Origin of the sequence: Streptomyces sp. NPDC059718 (assembly GCF_042733315.1) — a bacterium.
Classification (GTDB): Bacteria; Actinomycetota; Actinomycetes; order Streptomycetales; family Streptomycetaceae; genus Actinacidiphila.
This window is the reverse complement of sequence record NZ_JBHWGA010000049.1, coordinates 29,417-47,877: the sequence shown is the minus strand read 5'-3', so window position 1 is coordinate 47,877 and position 18,461 is coordinate 29,417. Positions and strand designations below refer to the sequence as shown.

Annotated in this window: 13 protein-coding genes; 10 read left to right on the top strand and 3 right to left on the bottom strand. The window is 70.7% G+C overall.

Features of this window, described 5'->3' with window-relative positions:
• Positions 1 to 53: 53 nt before the first annotated feature.
• Genes ACFV3E_RS37535 through ACFV3E_RS37525 form a run of 3 tightly spaced genes read left to right on the top strand, consistent with a single transcriptional unit; the run spans position 54 to position 5,826 of the window.
• Positions 54 to 3,221 (top strand): BTAD domain-containing putative transcriptional regulator, encoded by a 3,168-nt coding sequence (locus ACFV3E_RS37535; protein ID WP_500539590.1) that lies wholly within the window; start codon positions 54 to 56, stop codon positions 3,219 to 3,221.
• Complete coding sequence (locus ACFV3E_RS37530; RefSeq protein WP_500539588.1) at positions 3,218 to 4,417, top strand: aminotransferase-like domain-containing protein; 1,200 nt, start codon at positions 3,218 to 3,220, stop codon at positions 4,415 to 4,417. The genes ACFV3E_RS37535 and ACFV3E_RS37530 overlap by 4 nt, the downstream gene beginning before the upstream one ends.
• A 53-nt stretch (positions 4,418 to 4,470) precedes the next feature.
• Positions 4,471 to 5,826 (top strand): MFS transporter, encoded by a 1,356-nt coding sequence (locus tag ACFV3E_RS37525; RefSeq protein ID WP_500539586.1) that lies wholly within the window; start codon positions 4,471 to 4,473, stop codon positions 5,824 to 5,826.
• Positions 5,827 to 5,889: 63 nt separating this feature from the next.
• Here ACFV3E_RS37525 and ACFV3E_RS37520 read toward each other — a convergent pair whose 3' ends face one another.
• The gene (locus ACFV3E_RS37520) at positions 5,890 to 6,450 is read right to left on the bottom strand and encodes a helix-turn-helix domain-containing protein (RefSeq protein WP_500539584.1); all 561 of its coding nucleotides are present in this window, start codon (positions 6,448 to 6,450) and stop codon (positions 5,890 to 5,892) included.
• A 235-nt stretch (positions 6,451 to 6,685) separates the two neighbouring features.
• On the opposite strand from ACFV3E_RS37520, the gene ACFV3E_RS37515 reads away from it, so the two are divergent.
• The 4 genes from ACFV3E_RS37515 (at position 6,686) to ACFV3E_RS37500 (ending at position 11,165) form a co-directional block, all read left to right on the top strand.
• Complete coding sequence (locus tag ACFV3E_RS37515; protein WP_500539582.1) at positions 6,686 to 7,483, top strand: alpha/beta fold hydrolase; 798 nt, start codon at positions 6,686 to 6,688, stop codon at positions 7,481 to 7,483.
• A 73-nt stretch (positions 7,484 to 7,556) separates the two neighbouring features.
• Positions 7,557 to 9,293 (top strand): MFS transporter, encoded by a 1,737-nt coding sequence (locus ACFV3E_RS37510; protein ID WP_500539580.1) that lies wholly within the window; start codon positions 7,557 to 7,559, stop codon positions 9,291 to 9,293.
• 64 nt (positions 9,294 to 9,357) lie between these two features.
• Positions 9,358 to 10,980, top strand: coding sequence for an FAD-dependent oxidoreductase (locus ACFV3E_RS37505; protein ID WP_500539578.1), 1,623 nt, complete (start codon positions 9,358 to 9,360; stop codon positions 10,978 to 10,980).
• Between the two features lie 23 nt (positions 10,981 to 11,003).
• Positions 11,004 to 11,165, top strand: a complete 162-nt coding sequence (locus ACFV3E_RS37500) for a hypothetical protein (RefSeq protein WP_500539576.1) — start codon at positions 11,004 to 11,006, stop codon at positions 11,163 to 11,165.
• A gap of 37 nt (positions 11,166 to 11,202) precedes the next feature.
• Here ACFV3E_RS37500 and ACFV3E_RS37495 read toward each other — a convergent pair whose 3' ends face one another.
• Complete coding sequence (locus ACFV3E_RS37495; protein ID WP_500539634.1) at positions 11,203 to 12,243, bottom strand: multicopper oxidase domain-containing protein; 1,041 nt, start codon at positions 12,241 to 12,243, stop codon at positions 11,203 to 11,205.
• Positions 12,244 to 12,444: 201 nt separating this feature from the next.
• Between ACFV3E_RS37495 and ACFV3E_RS37490 the strand changes: the two genes are divergently transcribed.
• The 3 genes from ACFV3E_RS37490 (at position 12,445) to ACFV3E_RS37480 (ending at position 17,742) form a co-directional block, all read left to right on the top strand.
• A complete protein-coding gene (locus tag ACFV3E_RS37490; protein ID WP_500539574.1) occupies positions 12,445 to 14,940 on the top strand; it encodes a ThuA domain-containing protein in 2,496 nt (831 codons plus the stop codon).
• Between the two features lie 47 nt (positions 14,941 to 14,987).
• Positions 14,988 to 17,153, top strand: a complete 2,166-nt coding sequence (locus ACFV3E_RS37485) for an OmpL47-type beta-barrel domain-containing protein (protein ID WP_500539632.1) — start codon at positions 14,988 to 14,990, stop codon at positions 17,151 to 17,153.
• A 121-nt stretch (positions 17,154 to 17,274) separates the two neighbouring features.
• Entirely contained in the window at positions 17,275 to 17,742 is a 468-nt protein-coding gene (locus tag ACFV3E_RS37480; protein WP_500539572.1) for an SAM-dependent methyltransferase, read from the top strand.
• Here ACFV3E_RS37480 and ACFV3E_RS37475 read toward each other — a convergent pair.
• Positions 17,708 to 18,373 carry an ADP-ribosylglycohydrolase family protein gene (locus ACFV3E_RS37475; protein WP_500539570.1) on the bottom strand — a complete coding sequence of 222 codons (666 nt, stop codon included), beginning with the start codon at positions 18,371 to 18,373 and terminating at the stop codon, positions 17,708 to 17,710. The genes ACFV3E_RS37480 and ACFV3E_RS37475 overlap by 35 nt on opposite strands.
• Positions 18,374 to 18,461: the final 88 nt, after the last annotated feature.

The window sequence follows — 18,461 nt, the reverse complement described above, 5'->3', positions numbered from 1 at the left end:
GGTGTACGCTGCAGCCGAACGTGGTCGGCCTGGGGGTTGGGGTAGGGGTGGGCATGACTTCCTCCGGCGGGCATCTGCGTCTGCAGATTCTTGGCCCGTTGCGGATCTGGCGGGACGGCGTCGAACTGGACGCCGGGCCTCGGCAGCAGTCGCATCTGCTTGCGGTACTGCTGGCCCGCGCGGGCAAGCCGGTCAGTACGGGCGAGTTGGTCGACCTGATCTGGGGCGAGGACGTCCCGGCGTCGGCTGTGAACATTCTCCAGAAGTACGTCGGCGCCTTGCGACGGCTGCTCGAGCCTTTGCGGCCTGTCCGCGAAGCCGGCTCGTTCCTCCACCGTCGCGGCAATTCCTACCTCTTCACTGCCGGCCCCGCCGCGCTGGACCTCGTCGTCTTCCGGGAACTCGTCGATGCCGCCAGGGCCGCGCTGACTCGGCACGATCGCGAGGTGGCCCTCGATCACTACGTCGGAGCGCTCGGGCTCTGGCACGGTTCTGCGGGGGACGGCATCGCCGACGGGACGAACGCCACGACGCTCTTCGCCGCACTCGACAACGAGTTCTACGACGCGTGCACGGCGGCGGCGGAGCTCGCCGTGTCGCTGGGCCAGCCGGAACGGGTGCTTGCGCCCTTGCAACTGGCCGCATCGATGGCACCGTTCAACGAACTCGTGCTGGCCGCTCTCGTCGGTGTTCTCGGCGCTACCGGGCGTCAGGCGGAGGCGCTGTCGGTGTTTCGCCAGATCCGCGATCGGCTCGCCGAGGAGCTTGGCATCGACCCGGGTCCGGCGCTGGAGGACGCACAGCGGCGGATTCTCACACAGCCCCGGACGCCGGCGCTTGTGCGGGAGGCAGACGAGGAGATCGGCCGGACCACGGGGGCCGCCTTGATCGGCCGGACCGAGGAACTCACCACCCTACGGCGCATCGTGGAGCGCGCACTCGCCGGCGACACCGCGATCGGCTTTGTCGAGGGCGAACCGGGCGCGGGCAAGACCCGGCTGCTGGAGGAGGCCGCCGCCGTGGCGGGCCGGCTGGGTGCACTCACCGTCTGGGGCTCCTGCCTGGAGGGCGAGGGGACACCGGCGATGTGGCCGTGGGAGCAGGCACTGAGCCAGGTCGTCGGCAGTCTGCCCGCTCCCGTGAGGGAACAGTGGCTCACCGGCGGGCTGGGAAGCCTGCTTGCGGCGCGGGACGACGCCAGCCGGGAGCTTCCCGACGGCAACGCCCAGTTCAGGCTGTTCGAACAGGTCGTCGCCCTCGTCGGACAAGCCTCGGCGCAGCAGCCGACGCTCCTGATACTTGACGACCTCCAATGGGCCGACGCCACCTCCCTGCAGTTGTTGCAGCACCTGGCGGGGCGGCTGCCCCGTGGCACCGCGATCATCGGCGCGCTCCGTGACCGCGCACCCACACTCGGCCCGGACCTGTCCCGGGTATTGGCCGCTGCCAGCCGGCGGCCCGGTCACCGCAGGTTCCGGCTCGGCCCGCTCGGCCTGTCCGACGTGACCGAACTCATCCGCACCGAGGCCGGCCAGGTTCCCGGCGACGCCGTCGCCCGCGCCATCCACGCCCGTACCTCCGGCAACCCGTTCTTCGTCCGCGAGCTGTCCCGGCTGCTCAGCGGGGACGGCGCGATCGGCGACGGCGACACGTCCGCACCGGCCGGGGTCCCCTCCACCGTCCATGACGTCGTCCGCGGCCGGATGTCCGGGCTCGACGACGGCGCCCGCGACCTGCTGCATGTGGCCGCGCTCATCGGCCGCGACGTCGACCTCAGACTGCTGTCCCGCGCCACCGGTGTGGACGTCGCGGACTGTCTCCACCTCCTGGAACCGCTGCACACCCTCGGGCTGCTCGAACCCGGTCCGCAGGACCCGTCCTCGCTCCGCTTCGCGCACGATCTGGTGCGCGAGTCGGTCTCCGAGACGGCGACGAAAAGGCAGGCCACCCAGCTGCATCTGCGGGTCGCGGACGCGCTCGAACAGATCCATGCCGACGATGAGGACGTCGCCGAACGCCTCGCCTACCACCTGTGGGCCGCCGGCCCCCTCGCCGAGCCCGCTCGCGCCGCGCAGGCGCTGATCCGCGCCGGGCGCCGCGCGGCAGCCAAACTCGCCTTCGAGTCCGCCAGTCGGCAGCTGCGCTCCGCCGTACAGGTCACCCGGGCTTCCGGACTCATGGAACTTGAGTTCTCCGCCCTCACGCTGCTCGCCATCGTCATCAGACGAGAGGCCGGGTACGACGCCTCGACATTCGACCTGCTGGAGCGGGCCGAATACCTGGCCCGCACCCTCGGCCGGGAGGCGGAGGCCGCCGACTTCCTCTTCATCCGCCTGATGGGTGCCTACACCTCCATCGAGAAAGGCCGCGGGCAGTTGGCCCGCCGCATGTACGAACTCGGTGAGGTGTCCTCCGATCCGGCCGTCCGACGCTACGGCCGGCAGGCCTGGGGCCTGCATCAGTGGGACATCGGCAACATCGGCGAGGCGTACCGGTCCTTCCACAAGGAGGACGTCGCCGCTGTCGGCGGCACCGTCGCCCCGGACGAAGAGACACCGCTCCGGCGGGACGGCAGCATCCCCGGGGAAGGGCCCGGCTGGCGGGCCGTCATGACCGCGCTGCACGGCGATGTCGACGCGGCGCTGGCCTTCGTCGACACCTGGGACACCCCGGGGGACCCGTACGCGGCCTCGGTCTGGGTCTACTACACGACCATGATCGCTTCCATGGCCGGGGACGCCGAAGTGGCACGGCGAGCCGGCGAGCGGTGGGCCGCCGCCGGCCTCGCCCGTCTCCGCGCCCAGATCGACCACTACATCCGGCAGAGCTGGTGCTGGGCACGCGCCCTCACGGGCGAGGATCCGGCCGGCGCCGCGGCCGAGGCCGAGGAACTCCTTGTCGCCAACCTGCTCGATCCCCCGCAATGGGGCATCGCCTACCACTACGCACTGATCGCCGAGATGTGGCTGGCAGCCGGATCGCCCGATCGGGCCGACGCCGCTCTCGACCGAGCCGAACAAGCATTGTGGGACTACGGCCAGCGTTACGCCGAAGGGCTGCTCCTGCTGGTGAAGGCGCGCCTGCTGCAGGCCCGCGGTGCATCCCTCACCGCTGTCCGGGCCGCCGCCGAACGGGCCTACACGCACTCCACCGCACATGAGGCGCACCTGTTCGCACGACGCGCCGAACGACTCCTCTCACGACCTGGAGGCAACGCATGACCGCGGGCCCTGAGGAACAGAGCGGGCTGACGGCCCTGGCCCGTGGGCTCTCGGCGCCGAAAGGCTTCGTCGACGCCAGCCTGGCCGCCGCCCCCGCCCCCGGAACGATCAGGCTGCTGGGTGGCATCCCCGCGCCCGAGGCTCTGCCGGTCGAGGCGATCGGCCGGGCATCGGCGCAGCTGTGGCAGGACCCCGAGGCCGCGGCCGCGTGCCTGCAGTATTCGCCGGCGCGCGGATCCGCCGCGCTGTGTGACTGGATCGCGAAACGGGAGGGCGTCGACCCGAGCCGGATCGTGGTGACGAACGGTGGCATGCACGGCCTCACGTTGGCGGTGCTGACCGTGGTCGAGCGCGGTGCCACCGTCGCGGTGGACGATCCGGTGTTCCCGGGTTTCCTGTGGGCCCTGGAGGTGTCGACGACGCGGACCCTGCCGGTACCGGTCGTGGCCGACGGCTTCGATGTCGAATACCTCGCCCGGCGGCTCGCCACCGGCGCCCGGATCGCCGCAGCGTACACCGTGCCCGACTTCCACAACCCCGCCCAGGTCAGTCTCTCGGCGCCGAAGCGGCAGGCACTGATCGAGCTCGCCGAGCGGTACGGCTTCTACGTGATCGTCGACAATCCGTACCGCGAACTGCGCTTCGGCGGCCAGGACCAGGGCGCCGCGGTCTTCAACCAGTCGGATCGGGCGATCCACGTCAACACCTTCACCAAGACCCTTGGCCCCGGATGGCGCGTGGGGTGGCTGGTGCTGCCGGACCACCTCGTGGACCCGGTGATCCGGCTGCGCAACCGCCTCGACGTGCACACATCCTCGGTGACCCAGGCGATGATCGAACGGCTGCTCACGGACGACGCCCACTGGTTCGACCGGATCGTGCGCAGCGCCACCGCGCTGTACCAGGAACGCGCCGGCGTGCTGGTCGACGCTCTGCAGGAACAACTCCCCGGCGCCCTCCACATCGTGGCCCCCGAAGGCGGGCTGTTCCTCTGGCCGCGGCTCACCGACGACACCGTGGACCCCGCAGCGCTTTTCCAGCGGGCAGCCGCCCACGGCGTGATCTACCAGCCGGGCGAGTTCTTCGCGGCGGACCCCCGGCGGCGGTCCTCGGCCCGGCACCTGCGGTTCGCCTACAGCGACCGCACTCCGGAAGAACTACGGGAAGCCGTACGCCGGCTGGCCCTGGCCTTCTGAGGACGCATGCGAGCAACGACATTCCCCTGCGGTGGATTCCCTGAAGGCGGCTCATGACCAACGTTCGGCTCCCCCTGCGCGCACTCGTCCCGTTCGCCGCCGGTTCGATCGGCATGGGCATCTGGGTCACCGTGCCGGGGATCTTCCTGCTGTACTTCCTGACCGACGTGCTGGCCGTGCCGCCGCAAGTGGCCGGCCTCGCGCTGCTGCTGCCGAATGTCGCCGACATCGTGGTGCACCCGTGGGTGGGCCGGATCTCCGATGCCGCCCTGGCCGGCGGCGGCCACCGCCGGCGACTGATGTTGGCCGGCTGCGCCGTGGTGCTCGCCTTCGTGGCCCTGTTCGCCCTGCCGTCGGACCTGCACGGGACAACCGCGGCGATATGGGTCGCGGTGGCGCTGGTGGCCGGCAACCTGCTCTACTCGTGCTACCAGGTTTCCTACCTCGCCACACCGGCCGACCTGGGCATCGGCTACCACGAGCGGACACGCCTCATGGGCTACCGCAATGTCGTGATCACCGTGAGCGTCCTGCTCGCCGGCGTCGCCGCGCCGGTGGTCGCCGGCGACGATCCGGGCGTCGGCGACTACACGAGAATGGCCCTGCTGCTCGGCGCGGTCATGCTTGCGGCGATGCTGGTCGGCATCACCGGCGTCGCCCGCCTCAACCGGGCTGCGCCGGGCACCCCGGCCGAGCCGGAGCACCGGGGCGGGCTGCTGGTGGCGCTGCGCGACCGGCAGTTCCGTGCGCTGACCGCGTCCTATCTGACCGTCGCGATCACGATGAACCTGGTCCTGGCCGCCATGCCGTACTTCGCTGAGTACGAGCTGGGCCGCGCCGCGCTCACGACCGTGCTCATCGCGGCGTTCATGGCGCCGGCGGTCCTGACCACGCCCCTGTGGGTACTGGTGGCCCGGCGTATCGGCAAACAGCGCAGCCTGCTCGCCGCCCAGGCCGTGTTCGTGGCCGGCTCGCTGGTGCTGGCCCTGGGCGCCGCGGCCGGCCTGCCCCTGCTGATCGCAGCCGTGGCGATGCTGGGCGTCGCGTTCGCCGCGATGCAGTTGATGCCGCTGTCGATGGTGCCCGACGTCATCGCCGCCGCCGGGCCGGCCGGTACCGCCAGTGCGGGCAGTTACACCGGCTTGTGGACCGCCGCCGAGGCCACCGGCGGCGCACTGGGGCCGTACCTGTACTCGGCCTGCCTGGCTGCGGGCGGGTTCGTGGCCAGTACCGCGGGCGAGCACACCACGCAGTCTCCCGGCGCGCTGGCGGCCGTTCGCTACGGCTTCACCTTGGTGCCGGCCGTGCTCATGACGATCGCCATCGTGCTGCAACGCCGGTACACCCTGGACACGCGCGCCCACAATGCGGCGCCGCGTGCCGGCGCCCAGGAAAAGGCAGTGGGGTGAGGTAGCCGAAGGTCTGGGTGTTTGCGTAGGCGGCGGCGGTTGTCGAAGGTCTCGAACGCGAGCTCACTTGTTCGGTGCCGGAATTGGGCCGACGTATATGCGCTGCAGCGATCGTTGGATCACGCAGCCGGGTTCCGGGGTTTGCCGGCCATGAGGCATGTCCGAAGGGCCGACGATGAGTTCGGTGCGGTGAGGGCCGGCCATGGCTTCTCCGTTCCCACCGTTGCGCATCAGGTCCGGGGCCTGCTTCGCCGTTTCATCCGGCCGGGCCTGCGAATGCCTTTTGTGCCGGGTGACGCCGCGGATGTCACGCTCGCGCCTCCCGCGGGTGACACGCTTGCGGTTCGCCCATTGTCCCAGGCGCAGTTCGGCGTGGACACGCGGGACACCGTAGGTGTGGCGGAAGGCGACGCGCGGCACGGTGATCTCGTGCGCGAGTGAGTCGTCGGCGGCTGACGCGCGGCGGGCGGCCTCGCCTTTGTCCGCCTCGGCGGTACCAGCCGCGCGTGAACTCCTCGGTGCACCGCTTCGTGTGCTTGCCCGCCTGGTGCTACTTCCCCTGGACGCTCGAAGATCCCGGTCTCCCGGTGTCCGGGATCGAGGAGAAGCTTCCGTACCTGTCACTCAATTTCACCGACGGGTATTTCACCGAAGCGCATTCCGGCCTTGTGCCAAGGCGGCTTCGCTGGTTGCCGGCTTCATGTCCGGGGGCCGGTTCGACGTGCTTGACAACAACGGAACTGATGGTGAAGCGGCCTCGGAGGGTGCCCGGATTTCCGTTCAGTGATCGTCAAGTAACCGGCTTTACGCTGAGCCACGATCACCACCGAGAACACCGGATACCGAAGGGTACATTTCGATGACGACAACTCGCCGGGCGCTGTTGGCCGGTTCCGCCGCGGTCGTAGCGGGCGCCGCAATCGGCGCGCCCGCCGCGCAGGCACACACCGGACGTGGCAGCGGCAAGAAGCCCACCGTGGTACTCGTGCACGGCGCGTTCGCCGACGCCTCGGGCTGGAACGGGGTCGCCTCCCGGCTCATCCGCGACGGCTATCCGGTCATCGCACCGCCCAACCCGCTGCGAAGCGTCGCTTCCGACTCCGCCTATCTGGCCGGCATCCTCGCGACCCTCAGCGGCCCGCTCGTCCTCGTCGCGCACTCCTACGGCGGGATAGTCGCCACGAACGCCGCGACCGGCAACCCGAACGTGAAGGCGCTGGTCTACGTGGCCGCGTTCGTGCCCGACGAGGGCGAGACGCTGCTGGGCCTGCAGACGCAGTACCCGGGAAGCAGGCTCAGCGAGGAGGCGCTGGACTTCCGTCCCTACGGTGAGGGCCTCGTCGACGGCTACATCAAGAAGGAGTTCTTCCACGACGTGTTCGCCGGGGACCTGCCGAAGGCGACCACCGAACTGATGTGGGCCGGCCAGCGGCCGGCGGACGTGCGCACCCTCGGGGAGCCGTCCGGCGCCCCGGCCTGGAAGACCATTCCGTCCTGGTACCTCGTGGGCCGCGACGACCAGGTGCTGCCCCCGGCGGCGCAGCGGTTCATGGCGCGCCGGGCCGGCGCGCACACCTTCGAGGCCGACGCCTCGCATGTCGCGATGATCGCGCAGCCCGCGGCGACGGCCGACCTCATCAAGCGCGCCGCCCGCTGACACCACCGAGCCGACGGAGCCAGGAAGGGACGGCGATGTTCGAGAAGCCGGGGCGGACGATGGTCACCCGACGGTGATCATCGGCGGCGCCGGCTTCGTCCTGCTGTTCCTCGCCTTCGGCTCCGTCGTGCTGCCGATCAAGGCGATCGTGATGAACATCCTGTCGCTCGGCGCCTCGTTCGGCGCACTGGTCCTGATCTTCCAGGACGGCCATTTGTCCGGCCTGTTGCACTTCACCTCCATCGGGACGCTGGAGGCGACCCAGCCGATCCTGGTCCTCGCGGTCGTGATCGGGCTGTTCTCCGTCTCCGGAATCACGTTCATCAAGCTGATCGGGATGGCGATGCTCATCGCCGCCCGCGTGGACGCGACGATCGTCCGGGCGCTGCTGGTACCGGTCGCGATGCGCCTGCTCGGAAACGCGAACTGGTGGGCGCCGGCGCCCCCGCGGCGCTTCTGGGCCCGCCACGGCCTCCGGGAGGGCGACGACCCGCCCCCCTACGCCTGGTCCCCGTCCCGTACCGGCCCGTACGCCGTCCCACTGACCCTCCCACCCAAGGACGAGACGATGCATCAACGTGCATACGACCGCCAGTGCACTGCCGAGGAGCAGCGGCACACCTCCGCGAAGTCGCCCATCAGGAATCCGAAGCTGACCTTGTTCGCACTGGCGTTGGGCACCTTCGCGATCGGCGCCGGCGAGTTCGGCAGCAACGGCATCATCCAGCTGTTCGCGTCCGATCTGGATGTGTCCGTTCCGGTCGCGACGTACGCGATCACCGCGTATGCCCTCGGGGTGATGATCGGCTCTCCGGCGATCACCCTGCTCGCCGCCCGGGTCAACCGGCGCACTCTGCTGCTCGGCCTGATCGGGTTGTTCCTCATCGGCAACGGGCTCTCCGCCTTGGCGCCGGACATCGCGCTGTTCGTCGTCTTCCGGTTCGTCGCGGGCAGCGTGCAGGGTGCGTTCTTCGGCGCCGGGGCCGTCGTCGCCGCGTACGTGTACGGGCCGGGCAAGGGCGGCAAGGCGTTCGCCACCGTGATGGGAGGACTCACCGTCGCCACCATCGCCGGGTCACCGCTCGGCACCTTCATCGGCCAGCACGCCGGCTGGCGCGTCATGTACGGGACCGTGGTCGCCGTCGGCCTGCTCGCCGGAGCTGCCCTGATGGCCTGGCTCCCGCGCACCGACGACCTGCGCGGCAGCTCCCTCACGGGCGAACTGCGCGCCCTCCGGCGGCGGGGCGTCTGGCTGATGGTCACCGTCGCGGCGTTCGGGATCTCCAGCATCTTCGCCGTCTACACGTTCATCGGCCCGTTCGTCACCGACGCGGCGCTGCGGGACGCCTCGCTCATCCCGATCGCGCTTGCCGTCTTCGGCGTTGGTATGGCGGTCGGCAACCACGTCGGCGGACGCGTCGCCGATCGGCACGAGAACCGAGGTCTGATCCTGGGCTACGGCGGTGCGCTGGTGTTCCTGGTACTGATCGGGGTGGCCGGCGACAACCTGGTCGTGCTGCTGCCCTGCCTGTTCGGCGTCGGCGCGACCATGATGTTCGCCATCCCCACCATCCAGGTGCGGTTGACCGGGTTCGCGCCGGACGCCCCGACCTTGATGGGAACGCTCAACCTCGCCGCCCTCAACCTTGCCAACTGCCTCGGCGCGATCGGCGGCGCGGTCGCCCTCGACGCCGGCTGGGGGACCTTGTCCACTGTGTGGGCCGGCTTCGTCCTGACCACCGCGGGTCTGGTCCTGTACGTCATGACCGTTGCCCGGGTGAAGCCGGTGCCCGTTCCGGTTCGCGCCTGAACAATCCGACTCGACCAGCACTCCGGCAGGAGACCCCTCTGGTCCGGTGTGACGGAGGAATCACGTGAACGACGGTGCGGCACAGCGCGGACCGGTCCTGGACGACGAGCAGTTCCGCCGGCTCGCCGAGTACGGCGAGGTGGAGCACGCCGAGTCCGGCCGGGATCTGTACACGTCCGGCGACGACACCTACGACTTCTTCCTGCTCCCTTCGGCGACCGTGGACATCGTCCGGGACGCGACGGCGCTCGAGCCGGAACGTCTGATCTACCGGGGCGGCCCCGGAGACTTCCTCGGCGAGCTCAACCTGCTGACCGGTCAGCATGTCTACCTGACCGCCCGGGTGGTGTCCGCCGGGACAGTCGTCCGGATCCGGGCGGCGATGTTGCGCCGGGCCCTCGCCGAGCAGGTCGACATCGCCGACACACTGATCGAGGCGTTCAGGGAACGGCGCGAGGTGATCCGCGGCGCGGCGGGCAACGCCCTGGAGCTCGTCGGTCGGCCGGACGCAGCGGAGACGCTGGAACTACGCACCTATGCGACACAGATGCTCCTGCCGCATTCCTGGTTCGACGCGGCCTCGCCCCCCGGACGCTCACTGATGAGACTGGCGGGGCTCGACGAGGACGACCTCCCTGCCGCGATGGCAGGCGGTTCGCAGCTGAGGCGCGCGACGCCCAGAGCTGTCGCCGAGGTGCTCGGTCTCACCTATCGAGCCGACGGGCGTCCGGTCGATCTCGTCGTGGTGGGCGCCGGCCCGGCGGGTCTGGCCGCCGCCGTGTACGGGGCGTCCGAGGGGCTCGTCACCGTACTGCTGGACCGCGCCGGGCTCGGCGGCCAGGCCGCGAAGAGCGCCCGCATCGAGAACTACCTGGGCTTCCCGCACGGAGTCAGCGGCGAAAGCCTGACCCGTCTGGCGATGGTCCAGGCGCTCAAGTTCGGTGTACGGATCCACGCGCCCTGCGCCGTGGCCGGCCTGGACCTCTCCGAGGAGCGACGGCCGGCCGTACTGCTGGAGGACGGCGTACGCATTCAGTGCCGCGCGGTGATCGCCGCGACGGGGGCGCACTACCGGCACCTCGACCTGCCGCAGTGGACGACTTTCGAGAAGTCCGGCTGCGTCCGGTACGCCGCGACCGAGCTGGACGTCCGAGGCCATGAAGACCAGCCGGTGACGGTCGTAGGCGGCGCCAACTCGGCCGGGCAGGCGGCCCTGTCCCTCGCCGCCCATGGTGCGACGGTGGATCTGATCGTCCGCGGCGCCGATCTCGGAGCCCGGATGTCGTCCTACCTGACCGACCGGATCCGCGCGCATGCGCGGATCCGGGTCCACACCGGCAGTACGGTCCGCGAACTGGGCGGCGATGACACCCTCGCGTCGATCGTGGCCGAGAGGTCCGACGGGCGGCGGGACCGGCTGGCCTGCCGCGCCCTGTTCTGCTTCATCGGCGCCGACCCGGTGTCGGGATGGCTGAACGGAGTGGCCAAGGACCACAACGGCTTCGTCCTCACGGACAGCGGCCTGCCCGCCGAGCCGTTCGGTGCGGCCCTGCCGTTCCAGACGAGCGCACCCCGGGTCTTCGTGGCCGGCGACCTCCGGGCGGGCTCGACGAAAAGAGTGGCCACCGCCGTCGGCGATGGCGCCGGCGTGGTCTCCTCCGTCCACACGGCTCTCGCCGACGACTGACGCGTGTACCGGTTTGTCTCCACATGCTGGCCTGCCTGGAACGGATGGGTCCCGCCGCGGGGGAGGCCCTGCCCCGCGTCCGCGAGGAGCTGACCCGCACGCGCCGCAGCGGCCGGTTCGCAAGCGCCGAGAACGACGAGGAGTTGCAGCGGACGTGCCGCGCCCTCCTCGCACGCCTCTCCTGAACCCCCGGGAACCGGCCTCACCGCGGCGGGACGCGCGTCACCCCATGTGGTGCGCGTGTTCCCCGCCGGAGGACGTCTTCGCGCCACTCTCCCCGGACTTCGCCGCGCCCGCGGGGTGGTCCGGGTGGTGCGGTTCGTAGCCCGGGATCGTGCCGTCGGGTTTGGCGACCAGGAACAGACCGGCCATCCCCATGTCGGAGTGGCTCTGGACGTGGCAGTGGTACATCCACGCGCCGGCGCCGACGTGTTCGCCCGCGATGATCTGGAAGCCGAAGGAGTCCGCCGGTCCGGTGATCTTGTTGTCGATCACCCGGCTGGGGTCGTCGGGTCCGGTCAGCAGGCCCGTCCTGTTGTCGGCCCAGCGGTGACCGTGCATGTGGAACGTGTGGTAGTACTCGCCGTGCGTGATCATGACGATCTCGACACGATCGCCCACCGTCGCCTCGAAGTTCGGGGTGTCGGCACCGGACTTGTTGTTGATCGTCATGTCGTTGAACACGATCGTGAACTGCTTGTCCGGCAGGATGTCGCCCTTCCTGCGCACGACGACCGGCCCGTAGAGGCCCTTGCGGATCCCGCCGGTTCCGTGGTCGGTGCCCACGACGTGGTCGTGGTAGTGCCAGTAGCCCGCGCTGCCCGGCCGCCACGTGCCGTCCTTGCGCCGGCCCGGAGCGTGGGTGCGCCAGGTGTACGTCCGCGTGCCGCCCGGCTCGACGTGACTGCGGGTCATCCGGGTGCCGTCGCTGGCGATGTCGTAGTCCATGCCGTGGACGTGGAGGCTGGCGTCCACGTCCGAGGCGTTCTCGAACTCGATGTGCAGGGTGTCGCCCTCGACCAGCTCGATCAGCGGGCCGGGCACGGTGGCCCCGCCCTTCTCCAGGCCGTACCCCATCTGGCCGTTCGGCAACGTCTCGGCGTAGAGCTTGAGGTGGCGCACCTGGCCGCCGGCCGGTGCGGTGGGCGGTGAGGGCTCCGCGGAGGAAGCCGTGGGGACGGAGGCCACCGCCAGCGAGGCCGTGCCGGTGGCGGCGACCACGCCACCGGCCAGCAGCCGCCGGTTGAAACTCCTTCTGTCCAAAGCCATACCGGTCTCTCCAGTGCCGTGAGGAGACGGTCGGGGCGCGAGGGTCCCCGGGGACGGCCACACGGTAGACCAGCGATCTCCGTTTATCCACACTCGGGACAAAGTTGGTGAGATTCCGTCCATAGCTATTGGCGGACCGTCAAAAGCCGTCTAGCTTCAGGCGCTGTTGCTGTGACCTAAGAGGGTGGGTGAACGATGCAGAGCGCACCACATCACCGGTCGAGATCCCGGCGAGGCGCGGCCGCTGTCCTGGTGACCGGGACCTTGGCGGCATCCCTGCTGGGCGGTACCACCGCATCGGCCAGACCGTATCCGGAGCCGGCGCCGACGACGTTATCCCCGACAACGTTATCCTTGCCGTCCCCACCGGGCGGCAAAAACGTCAAGGTCCTGGTGTTCCACGCCTCGGCCACCGAGGAGTCCCCGACCGTCGACGCGGGCATCGAGGCGATCGAGGCGATCGGCCTGTCCGGGCCCGCGGCCCAGCGCTACAAGACCGTCGCCACGGACGACGCCTCGGTCTTCACCAACGCCAAGCGCCTGGGCACCTTCAACGCGGTCGTCTTCCTGACCGGGGGCGGCGACGTGCTCGACCCCGAGCAGGAGGCCGGCCTGGAGGCCTACATGGAGGCCGGCGGCGGCTTCCTCGGAATCCACGACGCGGCGCGCACCGAACCGTACTCCGACTGGTTCGCCGGCCTGATCGGCGCCCGGCCCGCGGCCACCAACCCGGCCGCCGTCCAGCGCGCCGTCGTCGAGATCCCCGACCGGATCCATCCGGCCACGAAGGACCTGCCGCTGGAGTGGAAGCGGCCCGACAAGTGGCTCAACTGGACGAGCAACCCGACCGGCAAGGTGCACACCGTCGCCAAGGTCAGGGAGAGCAGCTACAAGCCGGGAACCGGCGCCAACGGCGTCGACCACCCCGTCTCCTGGTGCCGTGACTACGACGGCGGCCGGTCCTTCTACACCGGGATGGGCGGTACGGCGGAGTCGTTCGCCGAGACCGACTTCCGCGACCACCTGCGCGGCGCCCTGCAGTGGACCACCCGGCTCTCACGCGCCGACTGCAAGGCGACGATCGACGCCAACTACAGCGCGGTGAAGGTCACCCAGCCCAACCAGCCCGGACAGCAGGACCAGATCGGCGAACCGCACGGCATGGTCGTCGCCCCCGACGGACGGGTGCTGTACATCGGCCGCGGCGGCGGCGCCAACGGCGCCCCGGTGGTGACCGACTGGAACAGCCCCGACATGGGCAAGGGCCTCGGCCAGGTCCACGTCTACGACCCGGCGACGAAGAAGGTGACCCTCGCGGGCGCCCTGACCGTCTTCGGTAACAAGGGCGGCGGCGACGAACTCACCAAGGTCGAGGAAGGGCTGCTCGGCATCGAGCTCGACCCCGCCTTCGAGACCAACGGCTGGGTGTACCTCCACTACACCCCGCACTCCGGCCTCGACCGCGACAAGCACGTCGCGGAGCGGCGCGTCTCCCGCTTCACGCTGGACCTCGCCACCGACAAGCTGGACCTCGCCTCCGAGAAGGTCCTGCTCAAGTGGCCCGTCCAGGTCCACAGCTGCTGCCACGCCGGCGGCGGGATGGCCTGGGACTCCAAGGGCAACCTGTACATCGCCACCGGCGACAACAACTCGTCCGGGTTCAGCGACGGTTACTCCGGAAACAACCCGCAGCCCAACTTCAAGGGCCTGTCCTTCGCCGACGCCCGCCGCACCGCGGGCAACACCAACAACCTCAACGGCAAGATCCTGCGCATCCACCCGGAGCCGGACGGCACCTACACCCTGCCCGAGGGCAACCTCTTCACCGGCGAGGAGCAGGACGAGGGCGGCGGCAAGACCCGCGGCGAGGTCTACGTCATGGGCGTGCGCAACCCGGCGCGGATCTCCGTCGACAAGAAGACCGACATCCTCTACGCGGGCTGGGTCGGCCCCGACGCGGGCGCCCCGAGCACGACCTGGGGACCGGCGAAGTACGACACGTTCGCCGCGATCACCAAGGCGGGCAACCACGGCTGGCCGCTCTGCATGGGCAACAAGCTGCCCTACCGGGACCGCAACCTGCCGGACCCGGGCAAGCCGCTGGGCTGGTACGACTGCGACGCCCCCAAGAACGAGTCGCCGAACAACGACGGCCTGGTGAACCTCCCGCCCGTCACCGGCAACACCATCTGGTACTCCCCGCAGGGCGGCGCCCCCGACTTCCCCCGGGACGCGAATGGGGTCCCCAGCTACAAGAACGAGGAGGCCACCTACCTCCTGCCCTGGCTCAAGGGCGGCGGCCAGGCCACCATGGACGGCCCGGTCTACCGCTACGACGCCACGACCGCGGGCGCCGGCGCGTGGCCGCAGTACTGGGACGGCAAGTGGTTCGTCGGTGACTTCTACGACGCGGACAACCCGCGCCACGCGGTGCTGACCGACCCCAAGACCGTCGGCAAGGGCGGACTGCCCGTCACCGCCGAGTCGCTGAAGAAGATCATCCCGGTCGGCCAGGGCGGCATCCGCAACCTCATGGACTGGAAGTTCGCCCCGGACGGCTCGCTCTACGTCCTCGACTACGGGCGCGGCTTCTTCACCTCCGACTCCCAGTCCGCGCTGTGGCGCGTGACGTACACGGGCGGCGCGGCGACCCCCGCCGCGCAGGACCTGGTCAGGAAGGCGGCACAGTGAGACAGCGACCTCTACGCCCGCTGGCGGCCCTGCTGGGCGCGCTGCTGATGGTGCTGGGGCTCACCTCGACCGTCGCGTACGGGCGCACCGACGACCGTGCGGCGGCCGGCGGGACCACGGCCGCCGCCCAGGTGCTCACCTGGACGGCGAGCTCGCGCACCGACCGGTACGCGAGCTTCCCGACCACCGCGGTGGCCGGGCCGACGACGCTCGTCTTCGAGAACAGCGCGGCGACCGGCAACGACATCGGCATGCCGCACACGCTCACCTTCGACGTGTCGGACCCCGAGTACAACCACGACGTCCCGGTCAACATCCTCGCCAACCCGGGCGACGACACCGGCGGCCGGCACACCGTGGACGTCACCCTCACGCCCGGGCGCTACCGCTTCTTCTGCAGCATCCCCGGCCACGGCCAGATGCAGGGCATCCTCACGGTGACCGAGCCCGGCGGCGAGGACACCACCGCGCCCACCACGGCGGCCGAGGTCACGGGTCAGAAGAACGCCGACGGCGCCTACGTCGGCTCCGCCACGGTCACCGTCAGCGCGACCGACGACGGATCCGGTGTGAGGACGGTGGAGTACGCGCTCGGCCAGGACGGCCCCTGGCAGCCGTACACCACACCGCTGGTCGTCGACCAGGTCGGCGCCCACGCCGTCCGCTACCGTGCCACCGACCAGGCGGGCAACGTCGCGGCCGAGAAGTCCGTCGCCTTCGACGTGGTCGCGCCGCCGACCGACGACACCACCGCGCCGGAGACCTCGGCGACCGTGAGCGGCGAGAAGGACGCCGACGGCAACTACCTGACGATGGCCACGGTCACCGTCACCGCCTCCGACACCGGGTCGGGCGTGAACACCATCGAGTACGCCGTCGGGGCCGCCGGCGCCTGGCAGCCGTACACCGCGCCGGTGATGGTGCACGAGGTCGGCTCGCACACCGTCCGCTACCGCGCCGCCGACAAGGCGGGCAACGCGGCGGCCGAGAAGTCCGTCGCGTTCACCGTCGTGGCGCCGCCCACCCAGGACACCACCGCGCCGGAGACCTCGGCGACCGTGAGCGGCACCAAGAACTCGGGCGGCGCGTACATCACCAGCGCCAAGGTCACCGTCACCGCCACCGACGCGGGCTCCGGGGTGGACCGGATCGAGTACTCCCTCGACGGCGGCCCGTACCTCGTGTACTCCGCCCCCGTCATCGTCGACCGGATCGGCTCCCACACGCTCGCCTACCGGGCCACGGACAAGGCGGGCAACACGGCCACGGCGCGCGAGGTGACCTTCACCATCGCGCAGGGCGGCGGCGTCCCGGCGCCCAACTGCCCCGAGTACGACGAGCGGCTGACCGTCATCGTCGGCACCGTGGACTCGGGTGTGCCCAACCGGCTCACCCGCAGCCGCTGCACCATCAACGAGCTGATCGAGGACGAGAAGGACTGGTCCTCGCACGCCCTGTTCCTCAAGCACGTCGACGGCGTGCTCGACCGGCTGCTCGCCGACAACGTCATCGACCAGCGCGAGTTCAACAAGATCACCAAGGCCGCCAAGCAGTCGAAGATCGGCAAGCCCGGCCAGACGCAGGGCTACCGCGACCTGTTCGACGGCACCGAGGCCTCCCTGGCGAAGTGGGAGCAGGTCGGCGGAGGCCGCTTCACCCTCTCCGGCGACGGCGCCATCACCAGCAGCACGACCGTCCCCGGCATGGGCATGCTGTGGTTCCCGGAGCGGAAGTACGGCGACTTCTCGCTCAAGCTCCAGTTCCGCGACGACGCCCCGGGCACCGGCAACGCCAACGGCGGTGTCTTCATCCGCTTCCCGGACGTCCACGACCACCCCGAGGAGTCCCGCCCCGAGTGGGTCGCCATCAACTACGGGCACGAGATCCAGATCCTCGACCGCCCCGACGGCGACATGTACAAGACCGGCTCCGTCTACGGCTTCGACCGCGTGGGACTCGGCGGCGCCGGCGTGACCCCGAAGGGCACCTGGAACGACTACGAGATCCGCGCCGAGGGCCAGCACTTCACGGTCCTGCGCAACGGCGTCGTCATCAACGAGTTCGACAACGTCGGCGGCCAGGTCTTCACCCCGCCGCGCGCCGGGGACCCGGGCACCGACGGCCGGCGCTACGCCACCGGCTACATCGGCCTCCAGGTCCACAGCACGACGGACGTGATCTCCTACCGGGACATCCGCATCAAGCAGCTGTGATCCGGCATCCCTGACCGCCGCTCACCGGGCCCTCCCCGCACCGCGGGGAGGGCCCCGGTACCCGGTCCTGGGACCGGTCCTCATCTGGGCACGACGCCGCCCCGGGCGATAGAACCGTGCCATGCCGAGCTTCGAGGTCACATCGATAGGAACGGTCCGGAACGACCGGAGGGACGTCCAGCACACGGACAACTGGGGTGCCGTCCGCAGCACGATCACCATCGACGAGCGCTTCGGCGAGGCGTGCCTGCAGGGTCTGGAGGGCTTCTCCCACGTGGAGGTCCTCTTCGTCTTCGACCGGTTCCCGGAGAGCGACGACCACCGCGAACCCCGCCCCTACCGCGGCCGCTCCGACCTCCCGCCCGTCGGTGTCTTCGCCGGCCGCGGCCCCCGCAGGCCGAACCGCATCGGGGTGACGTGCTGCGCCATCGATTCCGTCCACGGCCGCGAACTGACGGTGGTGGGCCTCGACGCGGTCTCCGGCACCCCGGTCATCGACCTGAAGCCGACGATGGTGGAGTTCCGTACGGTGAACGTCAGGCAGCCGGAATGGGTCAGCGACCTGATGTCGGAGTACTTCCAGCCGTAGTCGGCGCGATCAGGTCGTGGGCGAGGGTGTCCAGGACCCAGGCGAGTTCATGGCGGCTGAGCGGACCGGCCGGCAGGGCCCGAACGCCGTGGGCGGCGCCGAGGAGGGCGCCGGTGACGGCGGCGACGGCCGCGCCGTCCGGCGCGGCGGCGTCCGCGAGGTGGGCGAGCGCCACGATCCCGGTGCGCGTCAGCGAGCCGTTCCCCGCGGTGAGCCGGTGCCCGGCGGCGTACCGGCGGGCGGCCTCCCGCAGCGCCTCCGCCGGGCTTCCGGGCAGCCGTTCGGCTGCGCCCAGCACGGAACGGGTCTGGGCGCCGACGTCGCTGGCCCCGCCGTCCATCCAGTGCCGGAAGCCCGCGGCGATCGCGTCCAGGGCCTCGGGGCCGCGCAGGTCCGCCCCGGTCGCCGCGACCTGGGCGACGCACACCTGCATCTGGGTGTCGTCGGAGTACTCGCCGGGCCGGTACGGCCCGAGACCGCCGCCGATCATGCCCGGCTGCTGGTCCTCGCGCAGGGTCGCCTTGAACCCGTACGGCACCCCCAGCGCGTCACCGACGGCCGCTCCGAGCAGCACCCCGGCCGCGCGGTCGATGCCCCGGGCGTCGAGGCGGGGGCCGGGTGTGCGGGTCATGGCGGGTCAGCCTGGCACGTCGGCCTCCGCGTTCTCAAGGCGACGCCGTGGGGCGCGCAGGAGCGTCCGATCCAACGGGTCGTCAGCT

Excerpts from the sequence above, each read along its gene's own strand:
- ACFV3E_RS37535 (WP_500539590.1), top strand. The coding sequence starts at position 54 with ATGACTTCCTCCGGCGGGCATCTGCGTCTGCAGATTCTTGGCCCGTTG.
- ACFV3E_RS37530 (WP_500539588.1), top strand. The coding sequence starts at position 3,218 with ATGACCGCGGGCCCTGAGGAACAGAGCGGGCTGACGGCCCTGGCCCGT.
- ACFV3E_RS37525 (WP_500539586.1), top strand. The coding sequence starts at position 4,471 with ATGACCAACGTTCGGCTCCCCCTGCGCGCACTCGTCCCGTTCGCCGCC.
- ACFV3E_RS37515 (WP_500539582.1), top strand. The coding sequence starts at position 6,686 with ATGACGACAACTCGCCGGGCGCTGTTGGCCGGTTCCGCCGCGGTCGTA.
- ACFV3E_RS37500 (WP_500539576.1), top strand. The coding sequence starts at position 11,004 with ATGCTGGCCTGCCTGGAACGGATGGGTCCCGCCGCGGGGGAGGCCCTG.
- ACFV3E_RS37490 (WP_500539574.1), top strand. The coding sequence starts at position 12,445 with ATGCAGAGCGCACCACATCACCGGTCGAGATCCCGGCGAGGCGCGGCC.
- ACFV3E_RS37485 (WP_500539632.1), top strand. The coding sequence starts at position 14,988 with ATGGTGCTGGGGCTCACCTCGACCGTCGCGTACGGGCGCACCGACGAC.
- ACFV3E_RS37480 (WP_500539572.1), top strand. The coding sequence starts at position 17,275 with ATGCCGAGCTTCGAGGTCACATCGATAGGAACGGTCCGGAACGACCGG.
- ACFV3E_RS37475 (WP_500539570.1), bottom strand. The coding sequence starts at position 18,373 with ATGACCCGCACACCCGGCCCCCGCCTCGACGCCCGGGGCATCGACCGC.